The organism is Izhakiella australiensis (assembly GCF_002006995.1).
Lineage (GTDB): Bacteria > Pseudomonadota > Gammaproteobacteria > Enterobacterales > Enterobacteriaceae > Izhakiella > Izhakiella australiensis.
In genome coordinates this window covers 117023-138272 of the sequence record NZ_MRUL01000010.1, presented here as the reverse complement: position 1 = coordinate 138272, position 21250 = coordinate 117023, and the positions used below count along the sequence as shown (strand labels likewise).

General features: G+C 54.5%; 18 protein-coding genes. 13 read left to right on the top strand and 5 right to left on the bottom strand.

Annotation, left to right across the window (positions count from 1 at the left end; genetic code table 11):
* Positions 1-77: 77 nt before the first annotated feature.
* The 8 genes from csrD to tldD all read left to right on the top strand — a co-directional run bounded on the left by csrD (position 78) and on the right by tldD (position 12740).
* Entirely contained in the window at positions 78-2018 is a 1941-nt protein-coding gene (csrD, locus tag BTJ39_RS15060; RefSeq protein ID WP_078003514.1) for an RNase E specificity factor CsrD, read from the top strand.
* Between the two features lie 328 nt (positions 2019-2346).
* Positions 2347-3390 (top strand): rod shape-determining protein MreB, encoded by a 1044-nt coding sequence (mreB, locus tag BTJ39_RS15055; protein WP_003855260.1) that lies wholly within the window; start codon positions 2347-2349, stop codon positions 3388-3390.
* Between the two features lie 117 nt (positions 3391-3507).
* A complete protein-coding gene (gene mreC, locus BTJ39_RS15050) occupies positions 3508-4623 on the top strand; it encodes a rod shape-determining protein MreC (RefSeq protein WP_078003513.1) in 1116 nt (371 codons plus the stop codon).
* On the top strand, positions 4620-5108 hold the full coding sequence (gene mreD, locus BTJ39_RS15045; RefSeq protein ID WP_078003512.1) for a rod shape-determining protein MreD: 489 nt from the start codon (positions 4620-4622) through the stop codon (positions 5106-5108). The genes mreC and mreD overlap by 4 nt, the downstream gene beginning before the upstream one ends.
* 8 nt (positions 5109-5116) lie before the next feature.
* A complete protein-coding gene (locus BTJ39_RS15040; RefSeq protein ID WP_078003511.1) occupies positions 5117-5710 on the top strand; it encodes a Maf family protein in 594 nt (197 codons plus the stop codon).
* Positions 5700-7169, top strand: coding sequence for a ribonuclease G (gene rng / locus BTJ39_RS15035; RefSeq protein WP_078003510.1), 1470 nt, complete (start codon positions 5700-5702; stop codon positions 7167-7169). Before BTJ39_RS15040 ends, rng begins: the two co-directional genes overlap by 11 nt.
* A gap of 179 nt (positions 7170-7348) precedes the next feature.
* Positions 7349-11203, top strand: a complete 3855-nt coding sequence (yhdP, locus tag BTJ39_RS15030) for an AsmA2 domain-containing protein YhdP (RefSeq protein ID WP_078003509.1) — start codon at positions 7349-7351, stop codon at positions 11201-11203.
* A gap of 91 nt (positions 11204-11294) precedes the next feature.
* On the top strand, positions 11295-12740 hold the full coding sequence (gene tldD / locus BTJ39_RS15025) for a metalloprotease TldD (RefSeq protein ID WP_078003508.1): 1446 nt from the start codon (positions 11295-11297) through the stop codon (positions 12738-12740).
* Between the two features lie 66 nt (positions 12741-12806).
* On the opposite strand, the gene aaeR is transcribed toward tldD, so the two are convergent.
* On the bottom strand, positions 12807-13727 hold the full coding sequence (aaeR, locus tag BTJ39_RS15020) for an HTH-type transcriptional activator AaeR (RefSeq protein ID WP_078003507.1): 921 nt from the start codon (positions 13725-13727) through the stop codon (positions 12807-12809).
* Positions 13728-14006: 279 nt separating this feature from the next.
* Here aaeR and aaeX point away from each other — a divergent pair, with 279 nt between their 5' ends.
* The 5 genes from aaeX (at position 14007) to BTJ39_RS14995 (ending at position 19010) form a co-directional block, all read left to right on the top strand.
* Positions 14007-14210, top strand: a complete 204-nt coding sequence (gene aaeX, locus BTJ39_RS15015) for a p-hydroxybenzoic acid efflux pump operon protein AaeX (protein ID WP_078003506.1) — start codon at positions 14007-14009, stop codon at positions 14208-14210.
* 7 nt (positions 14211-14217) lie between these two features.
* Positions 14218-15150, top strand: a complete 933-nt coding sequence (gene aaeA, locus BTJ39_RS15010; protein ID WP_078003505.1) for a p-hydroxybenzoic acid efflux pump subunit AaeA — start codon at positions 14218-14220, stop codon at positions 15148-15150.
* Positions 15151-15159: 9 nt separating this feature from the next.
* Positions 15160-17118: a p-hydroxybenzoic acid efflux pump subunit AaeB gene (aaeB, locus tag BTJ39_RS15005; protein ID WP_078003504.1), complete on the top strand. Its 1959-nt coding sequence runs from the start codon at positions 15160-15162 to the stop codon at positions 17116-17118.
* Positions 17119-17235: 117 nt separating this feature from the next.
* Positions 17236-18684 carry an NAD-dependent succinate-semialdehyde dehydrogenase gene (locus BTJ39_RS15000; RefSeq protein WP_078003538.1) on the top strand — a complete coding sequence of 483 codons (1449 nt, stop codon included), beginning with the start codon at positions 17236-17238 and terminating at the stop codon, positions 18682-18684.
* Positions 18685-18731: 47 nt separating this feature from the next.
* Positions 18732-19010 carry a barstar family protein gene (locus BTJ39_RS14995; protein ID WP_078003503.1) on the top strand — a complete coding sequence of 93 codons (279 nt, stop codon included), beginning with the start codon at positions 18732-18734 and terminating at the stop codon, positions 19008-19010.
* A 52-nt stretch (positions 19011-19062) separates the two neighbouring features.
* Here BTJ39_RS14995 and yhcN (BTJ39_RS14990) read toward each other — a convergent pair whose 3' ends face one another.
* The 4 genes from yhcN (BTJ39_RS14990) to argR form a co-directional block, all read right to left on the bottom strand.
* Positions 19063-19326, bottom strand: coding sequence for a peroxide/acid stress response protein YhcN (gene yhcN / locus BTJ39_RS14990; protein WP_078003502.1), 264 nt, complete (start codon positions 19324-19326; stop codon positions 19063-19065).
* Positions 19327-19412: 86 nt separating this feature from the next.
* A complete protein-coding gene (yhcN, locus tag BTJ39_RS14985; protein WP_078003501.1) occupies positions 19413-19682 on the bottom strand; it encodes a peroxide/acid stress response protein YhcN in 270 nt (89 codons plus the stop codon).
* Between the two features lie 104 nt (positions 19683-19786).
* On the bottom strand, positions 19787-20050 hold the full coding sequence (gene yhcN / locus BTJ39_RS14980) for a peroxide/acid stress response protein YhcN (protein ID WP_078003500.1): 264 nt from the start codon (positions 20048-20050) through the stop codon (positions 19787-19789).
* 428 nt (positions 20051-20478) lie between these two features.
* A complete protein-coding gene (gene argR / locus BTJ39_RS14975; protein WP_078003499.1) occupies positions 20479-20949 on the bottom strand; it encodes a transcriptional regulator ArgR in 471 nt (156 codons plus the stop codon).
* Positions 20950-21250: the final 301 nt, after the last annotated feature.

The following is a 21250-nucleotide window of genomic DNA, read 5'->3' as shown; positions in this document are numbered from 1 at the left end:
GCCGTCACCGCCCTGGCTTACTGGACTGAGTCTGACGAGTGATGATTTCATAAACCGCAGTGAATACAGGCACAGGGATGCGATTAACCACCAAACTTTCTGCGTTTATTACCTTTCTTAGCGTGCTGGCAATGCTGTTAATGCTGGTCGGCTGCTTAGTGAGTTTTTTCTGGCTGGGTAATCAGCGCGTCGAGAAGCGAGTACATATCATCGCCATGGAAGTCGATGAGGCTTTGCAGCATCAGCAGCCCGTTGAAATCGGCGACTGGCTGCGCAAAATGATGCTGCCAATGCAAATCGTGCGTATCGATCTGGTACAGCAGGATAAGACGCTGTTGCAGGTGATGCAGCATCAGGACGCGCTGATCAGCGATGAGCCGAATCGTTACGCCGAGACCCGCATCAGATTGCCCCATCATCCCCAGCTGGAGCTGCGCATTTTTTGGCTGGACACCCTGAAAACCTGGTTCACCTCGTTGATTGGCTCTTCGCTGATGGCTGCGGTTGGCGTTGTGGTGCTGTTGATGATGATAATCCTGCTGGTGGCTAATCGCTGGCTTTACCGGCAGCTAAAAGGAATGGAGCAGCTGGAAGCCCGCGCCGGGCGCATTCTCACCGGCGAGCGCGGCAGCGTGGAGCAGGGGTCGGTACATGAGTGGCCGCCGCGAACCAGTAGCGCCCTCGACCTGCTGCTCGCTGACCTGCGGGAGTCTGGCGAACAGCGCATTCGCATCGATACGCTGATCCGCGCTTTTGCCTCGCAGGACGCCCACACCGGTTTGTATAATCGCCTGTTCTTCGATAGCCAGCTTACTAATCTGTTGGAAGATCCTGAAAACGTAGGCACGCACGGCGTGGTGATGATGATCCGCCTGCCGGATATAGAGTCAGTTCGCGAGCGCTGGGGCACGCACCGCATCGATGAGTACCAGTTTGATATTGTGAATATGCTTTCCACATTTATTATGCGCTATCCCGGCGCGTTGCTGGCGCGCTATTTTCGCAGCGATTATGCGGTATTACTGCCTCACCGAACGTTAAAGGAAGCTGACAGCATCGCCGCCCAGTTGATAAACGCTGTCGACTCTCTGCCGCCTACCCGCTTGTTCGATCGTAATGACATGATCCATATCGGCATCACCGCCTGGCATAGCGAACAGACGACGCAGCAGGTCATGGACAGCGTGGAGCGGGCTACGCGTAATGCCGCCCTGCAGGGAGGGAATAGCTGGTCAATAGGTGAAGGCACCTCGCAAATCTTTGGCCGCGGTAGCGTGAAGTGGCGCACGCTGCTGGAGCAAACCCTTAATCGCGGCGGTACGCGGCTGTATCAGAAGCCGGCGTTAACCAGCGATAATGTTGTCCATCATCGTGAGATGATGCCGCGTATTTTTGACGGTGAAAAAGAGGTGCTGTCGGCAGAATATCTGCCGATGGTCCAGCAGATGGGCATGGCGGAGAATTACGATCGCCAGATGGTAAGCGGCATCTTGTCGCTGCTGGATATGTGGCCGCAGGAAGCCCTCGCCGTACCGGTAACGATTGACTCATTGCTGCAGCGCTCATTCATTAACTGGCTGCGCGATACCTTGCTCCAGTGCAGCATATCGCAAAGAAAACGCATTTTATTTGAACTTGCTGAGGCGGATGTTTGTCAACACATCAGCCGATTACAGCCTGTCTTTCGATTGTTATATGGATTTGGCTGCCGGGTGGCGGTTAACCAGGCTGGTTTAACGGTAGTCAGTACCGCCTACATCAAGCAGTTTTCGGTCGAGCTGATTAAGCTTCACCCGGGGTTGGTACGTAATATCGATCGCCGTACGGAAAACCAGCTGTTTGTACGTAGCCTGGTGGACGTTTGTGCTAAGACGCCGACCCGGGTTTTTGCTGCCGGGGTGAAAAATGCACAGGAATGGCGAACCCTGGAGAAACTGGGCGTCACCGGTGGGCAGGGAGATTTTTTTGCTGCGACGCTGTTAGTTAACCGCAACCAAAAAAATATTCGCCCTGAATGAAAGGTTGACCTGCCGCCGCGCGTAATTTGACGTAGAATCATCGCGCGGTTGTGGTCCCCGGAAAGTTTCGCCGGCGAGCCAGAGCGAAACCGAGAAAAATGTTAAATTTTATAACAGTAATAGCCGCTTATTGTTTCAACCGGGCAGAGGAAAGTGGTGTAGATACGGCTTTGTGCATTTTAAATGTGTCTAAGAATTATCTTAGATGCTGGAGTTGGTGATTTTTTCACCGGCTCAGGTCGATTTTGCGCCTTGTCGCTGTTGCGCGTGGTTGGTAAAGTAAGCGGATTTTAAATTCCGCCCCCAGCTTGCAGGATTATCCTTTAGTATGTTTAAAAAATTTCGTGGCATGTTTTCCAACGACTTGTCCATTGACCTGGGTACCGCGAATACCCTGATTTATGTAAAAGGACAGGGCATTGTCCTCAATGAGCCTTCCGTCGTTGCCATCCGTCAGGATCGTGCCGGATCACCTAAAAGCGTGGCCGCTGTCGGGCATGATGCTAAACAGATGCTGGGTCGTACCCCCGGCAACATTGCCGCGATTCGTCCGATGAAAGATGGCGTTATCGCCGACTTTTTCGTCACCGAAAAGATGCTGCAACACTTCATCAAGCAGGTTCACAGTAACAGCTTCATGCGCCCAAGCCCGCGCGTGCTGGTGTGCGTCCCGGTTGGCGCGACCCAGGTCGAACGACGCGCAATTCGTGAGTCGGCGCAGGGCGCTGGCGCGCGCGAAGTATTCCTGATTGAAGAACCGATGGCCGCGGCTATCGGCGCGGGTCTGCCGGTCTCCGAAGCAACAGGTTCGATGGTGGTTGATATCGGCGGTGGGACAACAGAGGTTGCGGTTATCTCGCTGAACGGCGTGGTTTACTCTTCTTCAGTACGCATTGGCGGCGATCGCTTTGATGAAGCTATTATCAACTATGTGCGACGCAATTACGGCTCGCTGATTGGCGAAGCTACCGCTGAACGCATCAAGCACGAAATTGGCTCCGCTTATCCCGGTGACGAAGTGCGTGAAATTGAGGTGCGCGGACGTAATCTGGCTGAAGGCGTTCCGCGTGGATTCACGCTGAATTCTAATGAAATTCTTGAAGCGCTACAGGAGCCGCTGACGGGGATCGTTAGCGCGGTGATGGTGGCGCTGGAGCAATGCCCGCCAGAGCTGGCTTCCGATATCTCTGAGCGTGGTATGGTGCTCACCGGCGGCGGCGCGCTGCTGCGTAATCTTGATCGTCTGCTTATGGAAGAGACCGGAATTCCGGTCGTCGTTGCTGAAGACCCGTTGACCTGTGTGGCGCGCGGTGGTGGTAAGGCGTTGGAAATGATCGACATGCACGGCGGCGACCTGTTCAGCGAAGAATAAGTCGTCTGTATCAGGCTGTGAGCGTCGCGATGGCGACGGGTCCGTGACCAGAGAGGGGCCACAGCCTGGGGGCGGTTTAACCGCCCGTCTCTTGTTGTCGAGGAATACGCACCTTTTATGAAGCCAATTTTTAGCAGGGGCCCTTCCCTGCAGCTGCGCCTGTTTTTAGCCGTGCTGGTTGCCATTGTGGTGATAGTGGCAGACAGTCGGCTGGGCGCGTTCTCTCGTATCCGTACCTATATGGATACCGCTGTCAGTCCCTTCTACTTTCTGGCTAACGGACCCAGCCAGGTTCTGGATAGCATTTCTGATTCCCTGACCTCGCGCCAGCAGCTTGAGCTGGAAAATAAAGCGCTGCAGCGCGAGCTAATAATGAAAAACAGCGAGCTCCTGCTGTTAGGGCAATATAAGCAGGAAAACGCCAGGCTGCGCGAGCTGCTGGGATCGCCGCTGCGTCAGGACGAACATAAAATGGTGACGCAGGTCATCTCGACCAGCACCGACCCTTACAGTAACCAGGTGGTGATTGATAAAGGCAGCGCCAACGGCGTTTATGAAGGTCAGCCGGTTATCAGTGACAAAGGCGTGGTGGGGCAGGTGATTGCTGTCGCGAAATATACCAGCCGCGTGCTGCTGATTTGCGATCCTTCCCATGCGCTACCGGTTCAGGTGCTGCGTAATGATATCCGCGTGATTGCCGCCGGTAACGGCTGTACGGAAGATCTGCAGCTTGAGCATCTGCCGGGCAATACTGACATTCGCGTGGGTGACGTGCTGGTCACCTCCGGTCTGGGTGGACGCTTCCCTGAAGGGTATCCGGTCGCGGTGGTTTCATCGGTCAAAGTTGATACCCAGCGCGCTTATACGGTAATTCAGGCGCGTCCAACCGCGGGCTTACAGCGACTGCGCTACCTGTTATTGCTTTGGGGCGCGGACCGGGATGGCACCAGGCCGATGTCGCCGCAGGAGGTGCATCGCGTGGCCAACGAGCGCCTGATGCAAATGATGCCTCAGGTTCTGCCGCCGGCGGGGGCGATGGGACCGCCAGCGCCGATCGCGCCGGGTACGACCGCGCCAGGCCCGCTGCCAGCATCGGGTTCAATAAATCAGACCCCGGCCGCTGCTGGTAGCGCCGGCGCCGGCGGGATGAAGCGCGTTCAGTCCGCAGACTCACGTAACGGCACCTCTCCCGCTGCGCGCGGGCAGACGAATGCTGGTGGAGGTCACCCTTGAGCGGCTACCGCAGCCACGGTCGCTGGGTGATCTGGCTTTCTTTTTTATTTGCTTTGATATTACAAATTATGCCCTGGCCGGCGCAGTTTTATATGTTCCGGCCTTCATGGCTAATGCTGATCGTTATCTACTGGACGCTGGCGCTACCTCATCGGGTCAGCGTCGGTACCGGTTTCGTGATGGGCGGCATAATGGACCTGGTTTCAGGTTCAACGCTGGGGGTCAGGGCGCTGGCGTTAAGTATTATTACCTATCTGGTGGCCTTTAAATTTCAGCTCTTCCGCAATCTGGCGCTCTGGCAGCAGGCGCTGATGGTCATGGTGCTTTCTCTGACGATGGATGTCATCGTGTTCTGGTCGGAGTTCCTGGTGATTAACGTCTCATTCCGGCCGGAAATTTTCTGGAGTAGCCTGGTTGATGGTATTCTCTGGCCCTGGCTATTCTTATTGATGAGAAAAGTTCGTCGTCAGTTTGCCGTACAATAAGGACATCTATGACCTCCCTTTATCTGGCTTCCGGTTCGCCGCGACGCTATGAGTTACTTACCCAGCTTGGACTGGTGTTTAGCCGCCTTATTACTGACGTTGAAGAACAACGCCTGACGGGTGAAAGCGCTGAGCAGTACGTCAGGCGCCTGGCGTGTGACAAAGCGCTGGCGGGCGTCGCTATGGCCGCGCAAGATCTCCCGGTGTTGGGTGCAGATACCATCGTCGTTCTGAATGGCGAGGTGCTGGAAAAGCCGGCCGATGCCGCCGCCGCAACGCAGATGCTCAGTGCCCTTTCCGGGGAGACTCATCAGGTAATGACGGCTATTGCTTTTGCCGATCGCCAGCGCTGTCTGCAGACGATGGTGCAAACGGAGGTGACGTTTCGCCACCTGACGGCGGATGATATTGCGCACTATATCGCCAGCGGCGAGCCGATGGATAAAGCGGGAGCTTATGGTATTCAGGGATTGGGCGGGAACTTTGTCCGCAAAATTAACGGCAGTTATCATGCGGTAGTCGGTCTGCCGCTGGTAGAAACCGCTGAGCTTTTCAGCCAGTTTCAATCGCTGCGGATGACAGGAGAGCATCATGACAGCTGAGCTACTGGTTAATATTACCCCTTCCGAAACGCGAGTCGCCTATATTGACGGCGGCATCCTGCAGGAGATCCACATTGAGCGCGACGCGCGTCGCGGCATCGTGGGCAATATCTACAAAGGCCGAGTTAGCCGTGTACTGCCGGGGATGCAGGCGGCTTTTGTCGATATTGGATTGGATAAAGCCGCATTTCTCCACGCCTCGGATATTATGCCGCATACCGAATGCGTGGCGGGTGAAGAGCAGAAAAATTTTGCCGTGCGCGACATCGCCGAGCTGGTCCGTCAGGGGCAGGATTTGATGGTACAGGTGGTGAAAGATCCGCTTGGCACCAAAGGCGCGCGCCTGACCACGGATATCACCCTGCCGTCACGCTATCTGGTGTTTATGCCCGGCGCCTCGCACGTCGGCGTTTCTCAGCGCATTGAAAGCGAGGCCGAGCGCGAGCGCCTTAAAGCCGTGGTTCAGGGATACTGCGATGAGCAGGGCGGCTATATCATCCGTACCGCAGCGGAGGGGATCGGCGAGCAGGAGCTGGCCTCTGACGCGGCTTTCCTCAAGCGGTTGTGGACCAAAGTGATGGAGCGTAAAAAGCGCAATCAGACTCGCTGCCGCCTGTATGGCGAGGTTGCCCTGGCTCAGCGTATTTTGCGCGATTTTGCCGGCGCCAAGCTGGATCGCATTCGGGTGGATTCACGCCTGACGGTTGAGCAGCTGCTGGAGTTTACCAGTGAATACATTCCTGATATGACCGGCAAGCTTGAGCACTACAATGGTAAACAGCCGATATTCGATCTGTACGATGTGGAAAACGAAATTCAGCGCGCGCTCGACCGCAAAGTCGAGCTGAAGTCTGGCGGTTATCTGATCATCGATCAGACCGAAGCGATGACCACCGTCGATATTAATACCGGCGCGTTTGTCGGCCATCGTAATCTTGATGAAACTATTTTCAACACCAACATCGAAGCCACCCAGGCGATAGCCCGCCAGCTGCGCCTGCGTAACCTTGGCGGCATCATTATTATCGATTTTATCGATATGAGTAATGAAGATCACCGCCGCCGGGTGCTGCACTCGCTTGAACAGGCTATGAGCAAAGATCGGGTGAAAACCAGCATTAACGGATTTTCGCAGCTGGGACTGGTCGAAATGACGCGTAAGCGAACGCGCGAGAGCATTGAGCACGTACTTTGCGGCCATTGTCCGGTATGTAAGGGCCGCGGTACGTTGAAGACGGTTGAAACGGTATGCTATGAAATTATGCGCGAGATTGTGCGCGTCCATCATGCTTACGATTCCGACCGCTTTCTGGTTTACGCCTCGCCCACCGTCGGCGACGCGCTGAAAAGCGATGAGTCGCATGCGCTGGCGGAAGTGGAGCTGTTCGTTGGCAAAGAAGTAAAAGTACAGATCGAACCGCTCTACACTCAAGAGCAGTTTGATGTGGTGATGATGTAATAACGTTTGATATGAAAAGCCCGCGTTTTTAGCTTAATTTCGGGCTACGGCCTTAAAAGTTGCGGATAAAATACGCTAAACTAGCGGTTGCTGCCTGAATATGCTTTGCCGGCATGGCGCGCAGAGGTAGAAAAGATGCGAGCCAACGTGTGAGCGTCACGCTGGACAAGGAGAGGGGAGTGAGGCAACTGCCGCGGATATTGTTACTGACCTGTGCTGCTATTATCGTCATAGTGGCTTTAATGGTGAGTGCGCTGCGCCTGGCGATGCCGATGCTTAACAGCTGGCGTCAGCCGATCCTGCATACCCTTTCCTCCGTTTCGGGGCTGCAAATAGACGCCAGCGAACTGAACGGACGCTGGCAAAATTTTGGCCCGTCGCTGGATATTCGTAACGTCCACGTTGCCATGAAAGATGGCGGTGAGCTGAAAATAACGCGCGTCAATCTGGCGCTCAACGTCTGGCAGTCGCTGCTACATGGCCGCTGGCAGTTTCGCGACCTGACCTTTTACCAGCTTAATCTGAAAACCAATACGCCGTTAACCGGCGGCGGTGACGAAACGCGCCACTTCCAGCGCGATCATATCAACAAGCTGTTTTTGCACCAGTTCGACCACTTCATTTTACGTGACAGCCAGCTGAGCTTTCCGGCGCCATCGGGCCAGCGGCTGACGCTGGCAATGCCGAAACTGACCTGGTTCAATGAAAAAAATCGCCATCGCGCCGAAGGTGAAGTGAGCCTGTCGAGCCTGAACGGTCAGCACGGGGTGTTGCAGGTGCGCATGGATCTGCGCGACAGCAACGGCTTGCTGAACGATGGCCGGGTGTGGATGCAGGCTGATGATGTGGACGTCAAGCCGTGGCTGGGCCAGTGGGTGAAAGACAACACGACGTTGCAGAGCGCGCGCTTCACGCTGGCGGCATGGATTAACCTGAAAGATGGCAATATTTATGATGGCGATCTCTGGCTGAAGCGCGGCGGCGCTGGCTGGCAGGGTGAGGGGCAATCTCACAGTCTGCAGGTAGATAATCAGACCGCGCACTTTAGCCGCATCAATAGCGGCTGGCAGCTGAGCCTGCCGCAGACCCATCTGATGACCGACGGCAAAAGCTGGTCGCAAGGTCGGTTCGATATGCTCTGGCAGCCGGAAAGCGACTTTTTGCCCGGTCCGGCGCATCCGGAAGAGCTGCGCATTCGCGCCACGCAGCTTGATCTCGCGCGGCTGGAGCCTTTTATTTCACTGGCCAGTCGGCTCTCTCCCCAGCTAGTGGATAACTGGCAGCAACTGCAGCCGCGCGGTCAGATTGAGTCTATTGCGCTGGATATTCCGCTAAACCAGCCGGAGCAAACCCGTTTTCAGGCGCGCTGGAAAAATCTGAGCTGGCACGCGTGGGAACTGCTGCCGCAGATGCAGAAGCTGAACGGTGAGCTGAGCGGCAGCGTGGCGGATGGTCAGCTGCGCCTGGCGCTGCCGGAAACCGCGCTGGATTACCAGCGGATGTTTAAAGCGCCACTGCAAATTAAATCGCTTTCCGGTGTGGTTAACTGGTTGTATGGCCCTCAGGGTTTTACGCTCAGCGGGCGTGATATTGATCTCCGGGCGCTCGCCGTCAGAGCGCACGGCGACTTTACCTTCAATAATCCCGCCAACGGACCGCCGCACCTGGCTATCCTGTCCGGCATTGACGTCAGTGACGCGCGTGAAGCCTGGCGCTATTTCCCGCAGCCGCTAATGGGCAAAGCGCTGGTGGATTATCTGACCGGAGCGATAAAAGGCGGTAAAACTAAAGACGCCACGTTGCTATTTTCAGGCAATCCGCAGCAGTTCCCGTTTAAGCATTATGAAGGTATGTTCGAGGTGGCGGTGCCACTGCGCGATGCAACCTTTGCTTTTCAGCCGGACTGGCCGGCAATCCAGAATCTGGCTATCGACCTCGATTTTATTAATGACGGCCTGTGGATGAACGCGCGGGAAGCGATGCTCGGCAAGGTTCAGGCGACGAATGTTTCCGCGACCATTCCTGATTACGGCAAAGAACGTCTGCTGATTGATGGCGACCTGCGGGGGCAAGGGGCGGACGTCAGCGACTATTTCAATCAGTCAGCGCTGCGGGATACTCTGGGGACCGCTTTAAATGAATTGCCGATTGGCGGCGAAGTGAGTAGTCGCTTACATTTGGATATTCCGCTCGATCATAAGCTTGGCATCGTGCGTGCCAGCGGCGATGTGCTGATGCAAAATAATAGCCTGACGATTAAGCCTATTGGCAGTACGCTGCATAATCTCAGCGGGCGCTTTCGTTTTAATAACGGCGATCTCGACAGCGAGGCGATGCGCGCCGAGTGGCTGGGGCAGCCGCTGGACGTACGCTTTAATACCCGGGAGCGCGCTGATAACTTTAACATTGGCGTCGATCTGAACGGCAACTGGGCGTTGAACGCACTGCCGGGCCTGCCTGCATCGCTTGGCGATAAGCTAAAAGGCAGCGCTGCCTGGAAAAGTAACGTGGCGGTGGATCTGCCCCATAAAGGCCATAGCACTTATAAAGTTAACTTTAGCAGCGATCTAAAGGGAGTGAGTAGTCACTTACCTCCACCATTGGACAAGCCGGGCGATAGTGCGTTCCCCATTGCGGTTAACGCCAGCGGAGATATCAATACGCTGACGGTCAGCGGTAAAGCTGGCGCTAATCAGTTTTTCAACAGCCGCTGGCTGCTGACTAAACCTTTACGCGTTGAACGCGGTATCTGGCTTAACGACGCGAAATCCGTGCCGCCGCTGCCGGAAACCAGCGGTATGGTGCTGAATCTTCCGGCGCTGGACGGCGACCGTTGGCTGGCGCTGTTAGGCTCTTCCCATGAGCCGGCTTCGGAAAATAAACGCGGCAGGCGCGCATCTTCTGCGGCAAACAGCGTTGCGCTGCCGCAGGCCTCGCAGTTGCCTGGTAACCTGAAGCTGCATACGCCGATGCTCGAACTGGGCGGCCAGCAGTGGCACGACCTGGATGCGTCGTTGACGCACGACCAGCACGGCGGGCTAAATGTGCGGGCCAAAGGTCAGGAAATTGACGGTACGCTGGCAGTCGCGCCGGGTTCGCAGTGGAACGTCGACCTGAAGTACCTTTATTACAACCCGCAGTGGGCCTCGAATGGCAAAGGCTCGTCTCCTTTGCCGCAGGATAGTAACGCCGTCGATTTCCGCCGCTGGCCTTCGCTACAGCTGAGCTGCCAGCAGTGCTGGCTGCGCGGGCAAAATTTCGGCAAGGTTCAGGGCAGACTGACCCATAATGCGGACACGCTGACCCTCAGCCAGGGCCTGATTGATATCGGAAAAGCGCGTTTGCAGCTCAGCGGCGAGTGGGTCAACAAACCGGGAGACATGCGCACGTCGCTGAAGGGCAAGCTCAGCGGTAAAAATGTGAATGATGCGGCTAACTGGTTTGGCGTTGAGTCACCCATCCGCAATGCGCCCTTTAATATTGATTATGATCTGCACTGGCGTTCAACGCCGTGGCAGCCTTCTGTATCGACGCTGAGCGGCACGCTGAAAACGCATTTTGGCGCCGGGGAAATTGCTGATGTGAATACCGGCCGTGCCGGACAAATTTTGCGTTTGTTCAGCGTCGATGCGCTGTTACGCAAGCTCCAGCTGGATTTCAGCGATACCTTTAACCAGGGATTCTCATTTGATTCAATCAACGGCACGGCCTGGATTGAAAACGGCGTCATGCATAGCGACAACCTGTTAGTGGATGGTCTGGAAGCTGATATTGCGATGCAGGGTGAGGTTGATCTGGTAAACCGTCAGTTGAGTATGGAGGCGGTTGTTGCGCCGGAAATCTCAACAACGGTGGGGGTGGCGACGGCATTTGCGGTAAATCCAGTGGTTGGCGCGGCGGTTTTTGCCGCCAGCAAAGTGCTGGGTCCGCTATGGAGTAAAATATCAGTGCTGCGTTATCACATCAGCGGACCGCTGGATAAACCTAAAATTGATGAAGTACTGCGCCAGCCAAGACAGAGCAAGGCGAAGTGAATTTGACGCCGTCTGAGAATTGCCTCAGGCTAGACTATAAGTTTTTTCTGCTACCAGTCCCGGCTGGTACTACACGCCAGAGCGAGAATTCATGACTCTAAATATGGTAAGTGAGCAGTTACTAGCTGCCAATAACATCAATCCACAAGACCTGTATACGCTGCTTAGTCAGCTTTCCGAGCGTAAAGTGGATTATGCCGACCTCTACTTTCAGTCGAGCTTTCATGAGTCCTGGGTTCTCGAAGACCGCATCATTAAAGATGGCTCCTGGAATATCGATCAGGGGGTGGGCGTACGCGCCATTAGCGGCGAGAAAACGGGCTTCGCGTATGCCGACCAGATAACCCTGAATGCTCTGCAGCTCAGTGCTACCGCTGCGCGCAGCATCGTGCGCGAAGCCGGAAATGGCCAGGCGCATACGCTGGGCGCGGTGGTCAATCGTCAGCTGTATACCGCCCAGGACCCATTGCAAAGCCTGTCGCGCGAAGAAAAAATCGCGCTGCTACACCGGGTTGATAAAGCCGCGCGCGCCGCTGACTCGCGGGTTCAGGAAGTCAGCGCCAGCCTTAGCGGCGTTTATGAGCAGGTGCTGGTTGCGGCCACAGATGGCACCCTGGCGGCCGACGTTCGCCCGTTAGTGCGCCTGTCGGTCAGCGTTCAGGTTGAGGAAAATGGTAAGCGCGAGCGCGGCAGCAGCGGCGGCGGTGGACGTACCGGCTATGAATTCTTCCTCGCTGATGATAACGGCGAAGTCCGGGCAGAAGCCTGGGCGAAGGAGGCGGTGCGCATGGCACTGGTAAACCTGGAGGCGGTTGCCGCTCCCGCCGGAACGCTGCCCGTGGTATTGGGCGCCGGCTGGCCGGGTGTGCTGCTGCATGAAGCCGTCGGTCACGGGCTTGAGGGGGATTTTAACCGCCGGGGTACCTCCGTTTTCAGCGGGCAGATGGGGCAGAAAGTGGCCTCCGAACTCTGTACCGTCGTCGATGATGGTACGCTTGACGGGCTGCGTGGTTCGCTGGCTATTGATGATGAAGGGGTTCCGGGGCAATACAACGTCCTGATTGAAAACGGCATCCTCAAGGGTTACATGCAGGACAAGCTGAATGCCCGCCTGATGGGCATGACGCCCACCGGGAATGGCCGGCGCGAATCCTATGCGCATCTGCCGATGCCGCGCATGACCAATACTTACATGCTGGCGGGTACATCAACCCAGCAGGAAATTATTGAAAGCGTTGATTACGGCCTGTATGCACCTAACTTTGGCGGGGGGCAGGTTGATATCACCTCCGGTAAGTTTGTGTTTTCCACTTCTGAAGCCTGGCTGATTGAGAAAGGGAAAATAACGAAACCGGTGAAGGGCGCAACGCTGATCGGTTCAGGCATTGAGGCTATGCAGCAGATCTCTATGGTCGGCAACGATCTGGCGCTGGATAAAGGCGTTGGCGTATGCGGTAAAGAGGGGCAGAGCCTGCCGGTGGGCGTGGGTCAGCCCAGCCTTAAGCTGGATAAAATCACCGTTGGCGGCACCGCCTAATCGCGCCAGCGCCCGTTTAAATTTAACCACAATCTGGCAGGCGTTCAGTTTACTGAACGCCTGTTGTTAATTTTGATCCCGGTGCGCATGCCAGGTTTGCGCAACTTTGTCGAAGTAGTCGGTCAGGTAATTAATGCAGACCTGGACTTTTAGCGGAAGCTTATCTTTTTCGGTGTAGACCGCATAAACTGGCTTCGGCGGCGATTGATAGCCATTGAACAGGGTCTCGATTTCGCCATTGTTAAGCTCATCGATCACCCACAGCATTGGGACGTAAGCAATGCCCACGCCGCTTTTCAACCAGCGATTGAGCGTCAGGGGATCGTTCGTTGCGTAGCGGCTCTGGGGTGAAAGGCGCGATACCGTGCCCTCAGGGGATACCAGCTCAAAGCTGTTATCCGGGCGCACGCTGTATTCAAGCCAGGTGAAATTATTCAAATCGGCAGGCTTTTCTGGTATTCCCTGTTCGGCAAGATAGCGGCGTGCGGCGCACACCACCATCGGCATACTGCCGAGACGTCGTGAATACAGGCTGGAGTCCTGGAGTGTGCCAACGCGGATAACCAAATCGAGGCCGTCGGTGATCAGGTCGGGAACCGGGTTGCCAGTCAGTATGTTTACTGTCAGGCCGGGGAACTCCCTCAGCATTTCAGCCGTCATCAGCGCCAGGACATTCTGCGCCATGGTCGTGGAGCTGCCGATGCGCAAGGTGCCTACCGGCGTATTGTTAAACGCATAAATCTGCTCATGCACCTGCTGTGCTTCAGAAAGCATGCGGCGACAGCCCTGATAATAGATGCGTCCGGCTTCGGTAAGTCCGATACTGCGGGTGCTGCGATTCAGTAACTTAACCTGTAGCTCGTCCTCCAGCCGGGATACAATCTGGCTGATAGCTGAAACGCTCATATTGAGCTGGCGCGCGGCGGCAGTAAATGACCCCATCTCTACCACCCGGGCGAAGACGGACATCCCCTTGAGTCTTTCCATTATTCACTCTGGCTTAAAAGTGATTTAGATCACATTTGCTAGCTTAGTTATAGTAAACAACGTTACTATACGGTTTCTGGCAAGTGTTCCCTGCCGTAATCGCCCCTTAACGTCGCGTTTGGTTTTTACGGCAGCTTTATGTTTGGCGGTGGCGATTATCATTGATAATGTACCTTAAGCCTGGTCATCAGCAAGCCGTTAACTGTTACCAATCCGGTCGCAGAGCAGCGCCGGGTGCTAATCAGGGGAGCGCCGGTCCGTTTTTCCTGAGGACTAAAAATGAGTGTGTTTCCGGTTATTGTCATATTTGGGCTGTCGTTTCCCCCCGTATTTGTCGAAATCATCATCGCACTGATGCTGTTCTGGTTAGCGCGTCGCGTTTTGACGCCAACCGGCATCTATGATTTCGTCTGGCATCCGGCACTTTTCAATACTGCGCTATATTGCTGTTTGTTTTATCTGGTATCACGCCTGTTCGTTTGAGGTCACAGTGAAAGCTCTAACAAGAAAAATTTCCCGTTTCGCCATCACGCTTATTCTGGTCATCATCGCGGTAGTGGTTATTTTCCGTGCCTGGGTGTTTTATACCGAATCGCCCTGGACGCGCGATGCAAAATTCAGTGCCGACGTCGTCGCGATTGCTCCGGACGTTACCGGTTTGGTAACGCAGGTCATGGTGCATGATAACCAACGGGTTAAGCAGGGCGACGTGCTGTTTGTCATTGACCGGTTGCGCTACCAGAAAGCGCTGGAAGAAGATGAAGCCGACGTTGCCTATTACCAGTCGCTGGCCGCCGAAAAGCAGCGTGAAGCATCGCGCCGCAACCGCTTAGGAACCTCGGCAATGTCGCGTGAGGCCATCGATCAGGCCAATAACGATTTGCAAACCACGCAGCATCAGCTGGCGAAAGCTATCGCCGTGCGCGATATGGCAAAACTCGATCTGGCGCGTACCACGGTAAGCGCCCCTGCCGATGGCTGGGTCACTAATCTGAACGTTTATACCGGCGAATTTATTACCCGTGGCTCAACGGCGGTTGCGCTGGTAAAAGCCGGCAGTTATTACCTGCAAGCTTATATGGAAGAGACTAAGCTGGCGGGCGTTCATCCCGGATACCGGGCGGAAATCACCCCGCTTGGCAGTAATCAGATATTGAAAGGCACGGTTGAAAGCATTGCCGCAGGCGTCACCAATAGCAGTACCAGTGTTGACAGCAAAGGGATGGCGACCGTCGATTCCAACCTTGAGTGGGTCCGGCTGGCGCAGCGTGTCCCGGTGCGTATTCGCCTCGACAGGCAGCCCGGCAATCTCTATCCGGCAGGAACAACCGCGACCGTGGTGGTGACCGGCGAAAAAGATCGTCAGCAGCGCGAAACTTCGCCGCTGATGAAGCTGGTTAATCGCCTGCGTGAATTCGGTTAAGCGCCGTCTATGTCCTGGCATCAGCTTCGTTTCCCGGTAAAACTGACGTTTGCGCTGGTTCTGGCGCTGACGATCGGTTTTCACTTTAATCTTGAGACACCGCGCTGGGCGGTAATGACTGCCTGTATTGTTGCCGGCGGCACGGCATTTGTCGCCGGCGGCGATCCCTATTCCGGCGCGCTTCGCTATCGCGGCATGCTGCGTATTATCGGTACTTTTATCGGCTGCATCGCCGCGCTGGCGATCATGATAACCACTATCCGCGCACCGGTGGTGATGCTGCTTTTGTGCTGTATCTGGGCCGGTGGCTGCGTCTGGCTTTCTTCGCTGGTGCGGGTTGAGAACTCATACGCCCTGGCGCTGGCAGGCTACACCGCATTAATTATCGTCGTCAGCGCCGATGCGCAGGGCTCGCTGCTGTTAGCGCCGCAGTTTGCCGTTGAACGCTGTAGTGAAATCATCATCGGCATTGTCTGTGCGGTGCTGGCGGATCTGCTGTTTTCGCCGCGATCGATTAAAAATGAGATCGATCGTGAAATAGAAGCGCTGCTGATCGAACATTACCACCTGATGCAGCTGTGCGTTGCACATCAGGATCGTGACGATGTTGATAAATCCTGGGCAGCGCTGGTGCGGCGTACCACGGCGTTAAACGGCATGCGTAGTAATCTGATGATGGAGTCCTCCCGTTGGCTGCGGGTTAACCGGCGCCTTAAGGCGCTGAATTCGCTGTCGCTGATGCTGATAACCCAGGCCGGTGAAACCTTTCTGATCCAGAATTCGAGCAGCGAATACATCCCGCCTCATTTTCGCGTCTTTTTTGAACAACCAGTGGAAAGCGCGCAGGAAGTTCGTAAGCGTTTAAAACTGCTACGTCGTGTGATTACCGCCGGCGGCAACAGCAACTCACCTGAAACTATCAGCAACTGGGTGGGCGCGGCGACGCGCTACTCCCTGCTGATGAAGGGCGTGCATACTAACTGCAGTATTAGCCGCACGGAAGAAGAAGTGATGGAAGGCGAAGTGGTGATCAAAGCGCGATCTGCCGAAACCCATCATGCAATGATTAACGGTATCCGCACTTTTGTCGCCACTGCCGCCGGCTCGTTATTCTGGTTATGGACCGGCTGGAGCTCCGGCAGCGGTTGTATGGTGATGCTGGCGGTGATTACCGCGCTGGCAATGCGTACGCCCAATCCGCTAATGATGGCAAAAGACTTTCTTTACGGCATGATCGTCGCTCTGCCGCTGGGGTTGTTCTATTTTGCTTTCATCATGCCGGCAACCCAGCAAAGTATGCTATTGCTCTGCATTTCGCTGGGCGTCATGGCCTTTATTGCCGGGATTCTGACCCAGCGCCGGCAGATCGGTACCCTGGGAGCTCTGGTGGGAACGATCAACGTGCTGGTCCTGGATAATCCGATGTCTTTTAACATCAACGCCTTTCTGGATAACACTCTTGGCCAGGTGATTGGCTGCTTTGTTTCTCTGATGGTGATCCTGCTGATCCGCGATAATTCTCGCGCCCGAACCGGTCGTAAACTGCTTAACCGGCTGATGTATGCCGCAGTATCTGCGATGACCACCAACAAAGCGCGCCGTCAGGAAAACCATCTGCCAGCGCTTTACCAGCAGCTGTTTTTATTGCTGAACCTGTTCCCCGGCGATATCGATAAATACCGCATCGGTTTGACGCTGATTATATGCCACCAGCGTTTACGTAATGCGGATGTGCCGGTCAATGCTGACCTTTCTGGCTTTCATAAGCAGCTGCGCCACAGTGCGGATCGGGTGATCGCCGCGCGCAGCGACAGCCGTCGTCGAATTTATTTTCAACATCTGCTGGATGAACTGGACATTTATCAGCAAAAACTGGTGCAGTACCAGGCCCCCGTTAGCGTTAGCGAGCCCGTTTCACGGCTGGTGATGATGCTGAAAAAATATCAAAATGCGCTGGTGCAAATATAAAGTCGCGTCGTTCTGAGCGCCTGTTGTCTGAAAGCGTACCCACCTACGGCGGCAGGCCGCTATTGCCATCTATACTTATCCTTCAGGATGCTTAAACAACTGGAGGACAAGATGAATATGCAGACCCTGCAGCAGCATGAACTGTTCCGGACGGGTTATCTCGTCAACGGCCAGTGGCTTAGCCTCAGTGATACCTTCGAGGTGCTCAATCCCGCAACCGGCGACCTTATCGCCAGGGTTGCGCGCGCAGGCAAAAGCGAAACTGAAGCGGCTATTGATGCCGCATATCAGGCCTTCCCTGACTGGCGCGCCCGCATTGCAAAATCACGCTCAGAAATTCTCTATCGCTGGTATCAGCTGATGATCGAACATAAAAGCTGGCTGGGGAAACTGATGACGGCGGAGCAGGGCAAGCCGCTGAAAGAAGCCGAAGGTGAGGTTGAATACGCCGCCAGCTTTATCCAATGGTTCGCCGAGCAGGCAAAGCGCGCTAACGGTGAAATTATTCCCCCGGCTAAAGCCGGTAGCCGAATCCTGGCTACCCGCGAACCGGTTGGCGTGGTGGCGGCGATCACCCCGTGGAATTTCCCGATGGCGATGCTAACGCGCAAGCTGGGGCCAGCGCTAGCGGCCGGCTGTACCGGAATTATCAAGCCTGCGAACAATACGCCGCTGAGTGCGTTTGCGCTGCTGGCTCTGGCGAAAAAAGCCGGCGTGCCTGATGGCGTGCTCAACGCGGTTGCGGGCGATACGTCGGCGATTAGCGACGCGATTATGGCAAGTAAGCGGGTACGTAAAATCTCGTTTACCGGCTCCACGCAGGTGGGAAAACTGCTGGTGCGCAATGCGGCTGAAACGATGAAAAAGGTGTCGATGGAACTTGGCGGCAACGCCCCATACATTGTGTTTGAAGACGCCGATATCGACGCTGCGGTTAAAGGCGCCATTGCCAATAAATTCCGCAATGCCGGTCAGGTGTGCGTCAGCGTTAACCGCTTCTTTATTCATAGCCGCATCTATGACCGCTTTGTCAGCCAGCTTTCTGAAGAGGTCGGCAAGCTGAAAGTGGGGAACGGTATGGACGACGGCGTGATCGTTGGGCCGCTGATTGATAAAAACGCCGTAGAAAAAGTGCAGGAACACGTTAAAGACGCGCTGGAAAAAGGCGGCCGGATTACCACCGGCGGCGATCATCACCCGCTGGGCGGTAATTTCTGGCAGCCCACGGTTATCGCCGATGCCAACGAGAAAATGCAGCTGGCTCAGGAAGAAACCTTCGGACCGGTTGCCGCCTGCTTTCGTTTTGATAGCGAAGAAGAGGTTATCCGCCGCGCCAACGACACCGAGTATGGCCTCGCTGCTTATTTCTACACGCAGAATCTGCAGCGCGTATTCCGGGTTTCTGCCGCGTTAGAGAGTGGTATGGTTGGTGTTAACGAGTGTGCGGTTTCCACCGAACTGGCGCCGTTTGGCGGCGTGAAAGAGTCGGGTTTAGGGCGCGAAGGTTCTGTGCTAGGCCTCGATGAGTTCCTCGAAGTGAAGGCCTTACACATTGGTGGATTATAAACCATCGGGCGGTCTGCTCCGCCCTTATCAGGCCGGGAAAAACCAGCATGAGATGCGAAGTTTTTGATTTTAACCAAATAGTGGATCAGGCGCATTTTTATCGTCAGTTCAGCGAACGATTTTTTCTGGCGGATAAGCGGATAGTCGATTTGGACAGTCTGTGGGATGTTGTGACGGAATCCTTACTGCCGCTCCCGCTGGAAATCGTCTTCGCCAATCTGGGCAGTGGGCAGAAGCGGCGCTATGGCGCATTGATTCTTTTATTTGACGAAGCGGAAGAAGAGCTGGAAGGTCAGCTACGTTTTAATCTGCAATTAAAGGAATAAAAAAGACCCCGGCGAGCGGGGTCAAGGGTTCGTCATTCAAGCTGACGAGGAATTATTTATACAGCTCGGCGGTCACATGCCAGGTATCGTTGTTGCGTGCTTCGACGATACGATAGGCTGCGGCGCCTTGAGCATCTGCCTTTTGCGACAGCTGCTGGCGGATATCTGCCGGTGCGCCGGCTACGCCGCCCAGCGATACGGTTCCAACGGATTGCAAACCGCTTGCCTGCTGGTCGTTTACCAGCTGTGCCGCTGACGCGCCGAAACTCATGGCAGCCAGCAGACCAAATACGGTGATGATTTTTCTATTTTTCATAACTGTCTCCTCATTTCAGTGCATTCAACGGACCGGTATCGGCCAGCGGTAAACGCCGGATGCCCGGGCAGGCGTCTGAACGCAGCTTATTTATATATTTCAGCCGTTGCGTGATAGTTGCCGTTGTTATAAGCCTCAACGACGCGATATTTACTGGCGCCTTGCGCATCGGCTTTCTGCGATAGATCCTGACGAATTGTCATTGGCGAACTGTCGATGCCGCTGACGCTGATCGTTCCGATTGGCTGCAGATTTTGCTGCTGAGCAACTTCATCAGTTACCAACTGGGCGGCGCTGGCGCCAAATGAAAGAACGGATGTCAGACCTACGATGGCGAGTGCTAATTTAGTTTTCATGGTGAACGCTCCTGATTTTTTCGCATACCCGACTGGTTGACCGATCATTTTGACGGTCGGGGGTATTTTGTTTGTTGTTTAACCGCTACAAATGCTGCCGTGGCTTACTTATAAAGCTCTGCCGTTGCGTGCCAGTTACCTGACTCACGGGCTTCGATTACCCGATAGGCGGAAGCACCTTGTTCAGCCGCTTTATTATCTAATGCGTTGTGCAGATCCATGGGGGAACCACCGCCGACGGTGACGCTAACTACGCCCACGGACTGAAGATTTTTCGCCTGGTCACTGTTAACAGAATCTGCGGCAAAAGCGCCGAATGACAATATTGAAAGCAAGCTAACGGCTGCGATGGTAGTTTTGATAGGCATGTTTTTTTCCTCGTCTGATGTTTTGTTCTATTTATTAGGTGTGACTTACATCACGAAAATAATTATAGGTCTGGTAACGAGAAAAATTAATAGCAGGCTAATAATGTTTTGTTGGGAGACTTTTGCGCTTTGAGGCATTTTTATAACTGTAAGTTATAAAAAAAGCACTTAATGTGAACTTTCGCTGTTAATTTCGTGAGAAATCATCAGGTTGGTGAAATTTAGCGATTAGTGCGAGGTTTTTGGTTGATTACATCGCCAGAGGAGTAAGGCTGGTCCTAAATTCTGTTCTGATGGCAGTATTGTAGTTTTTTATTTTCTTATCATTTGTTATGTAAATAACGCTAAACGACAGCGGCGGCGCTGACGTCGTAATGATTAAAACCTGCATAAGTCAATGGCAGAGTAGCGGGTGGGATAGCCTGCCGTCAGAGCTCCTGCTCGAACAGAACCAAAATTGCGGCATACAGCTGACGCACGGTAAAGGTACGCGCGGGCGTGATGAATATGGTGTCATCGCCGGCAATGGTGCCGAGAATGCCTTCAGATTTGCCGAGTGAGTCGAGTAAACGTGCAATCAACTGCGCGGCGCCGGGGCTGGTGTGGATTACAACCAGTGCGTCATTGTAGTCAATGTCCAGCACCAGATTTTTCAGCGGGCTGGTGGTGGTGGGAACGCCCAGTTCAGCTGGCAGGCAGTAGACCATCTCCATTTTGGCGTTGCGGGTGCGCACGGCGCCGAACTTGGTCAGCATACGGGAAACTTTTGACTGGTTGATATTCTCAAAGCCGTCTTCCTGCAGCGCCATGACAATTTCACCCTGCGAACTGAATTTTTCCTCTTTCAGCAGCGCCTTAAAGGCTTTGATCAAGTCTTCCTGTTTAGATGGAGTTCGCATAAGTTTCCGCTCAATAAAAATGCTTCGAAGGAGAGTGACCAGAATAATAGATGATTATGCACTTTATTGCATGGTTATGCAATGAGTGGCTTGTCGCTTCCCGGTGCGTATAACGTGCAGCTTAGCAAAATGGGCGAAGAGGAAAAAAGTCTGTTTTGCGACGCGTGGACTGGATAAGTTAATATGTTGTTATAAAATTCAGTGGATTTGTCAAATCACTACGGGATTAACTATTGCTGTCAGGGTTTGCAGAGGTTAAAAATCAGCAGGACTTGTCCGTGGATGCTTCATCCGTTGCGAT

Bases quoted from the DNA above. Each gene is read 5' to 3' on its own strand.
- csrD (WP_078003514.1), top strand. From the start codon at position 78: ATGCGATTAACCACCAAACTTTCTGCGTTTATTACCTTTCTTAGCGTG.
- mreB (WP_003855260.1), top strand. From the start codon at position 2,347: ATGTTTAAAAAATTTCGTGGCATGTTTTCCAACGACTTGTCCATTGAC.
- mreC (WP_078003513.1), top strand. From the start codon at position 3,508: ATGAAGCCAATTTTTAGCAGGGGCCCTTCCCTGCAGCTGCGCCTGTTT.
- BTJ39_RS15040 (WP_078003511.1), top strand. From the start codon at position 5,117: ATGACCTCCCTTTATCTGGCTTCCGGTTCGCCGCGACGCTATGAGTTA.
- rng (WP_078003510.1), top strand. From the start codon at position 5,700: ATGACAGCTGAGCTACTGGTTAATATTACCCCTTCCGAAACGCGAGTC.
- tldD (WP_078003508.1), top strand. From the start codon at position 11,295: ATGACTCTAAATATGGTAAGTGAGCAGTTACTAGCTGCCAATAACATC.
- aaeR (WP_078003507.1), bottom strand. From the start codon at position 13,727: ATGGAAAGACTCAAGGGGATGTCCGTCTTCGCCCGGGTGGTAGAGATG.
- aaeX (WP_078003506.1), top strand. From the start codon at position 14,007: ATGAGTGTGTTTCCGGTTATTGTCATATTTGGGCTGTCGTTTCCCCCC.
- aaeB (WP_078003504.1), top strand. From the start codon at position 15,160: ATGTCCTGGCATCAGCTTCGTTTCCCGGTAAAACTGACGTTTGCGCTG.
- BTJ39_RS15000 (WP_078003538.1), top strand. From the start codon at position 17,236: ATGCAGACCCTGCAGCAGCATGAACTGTTCCGGACGGGTTATCTCGTC.
- BTJ39_RS14995 (WP_078003503.1), top strand. From the start codon at position 18,732: ATGAGATGCGAAGTTTTTGATTTTAACCAAATAGTGGATCAGGCGCAT.
- yhcN (WP_078003502.1), bottom strand. From the start codon at position 19,326: ATGAAAAATAGAAAAATCATCACCGTATTTGGTCTGCTGGCTGCCATG.
- yhcN (WP_078003501.1), bottom strand. From the start codon at position 19,682: ATGAAAACTAAATTAGCACTCGCCATCGTAGGTCTGACATCCGTTCTT.
- yhcN (WP_078003500.1), bottom strand. From the start codon at position 20,050: ATGCCTATCAAAACTACCATCGCAGCCGTTAGCTTGCTTTCAATATTG.
- argR (WP_078003499.1), bottom strand. From the start codon at position 20,949: ATGCGAACTCCATCTAAACAGGAAGACTTGATCAAAGCCTTTAAGGCG.